Here is a 277-nt window from a genome sequence, read left to right as displayed (position 1 = left end):
AAGCGGCTATAACTAATTAAGTTTGGAAATTCTTTAACTAAGTATTTGGTAACATACCCATAAAAGTGCTTAAATGTTCGATAATTTGATTGATGAAATAAAATGACAATTGTCATCATTTCTGGTATCGATAATTCAAGTTGAGGTCCTCGCTTTGTTTTGCCATGATCAATTAACTGTTTATTCCATTTCTGCTCAAAAGACTTCCAAAAATCATCCACACTACAATATAATTTGATTAAATCCATTTTGACCTCTCATGCATATTAAACATTAG

Annotated in this window: 1 pseudogene; it reads right to left on the bottom strand. The window is 30.0% G+C overall.

Features of this window, described 5'->3' with window-relative positions:
- Positions 1-248 (bottom strand): annotated as a pseudogene (locus tag BU804_RS09380) (IS982 family transposase); the annotation flags it as partial.
- Positions 249-277: the final 29 nt, after the last annotated feature.

Source organism: Candidatus Protochlamydia sp. W-9, assembly GCF_001950615.1.
In the GTDB taxonomy this organism is placed as follows: domain Bacteria; phylum Chlamydiota; class Chlamydiia; order Chlamydiales; family Parachlamydiaceae; genus Protochlamydia; species Protochlamydia amoebophila.
This window is presented reverse-complemented; position numbering and strand designations above follow the sequence as displayed.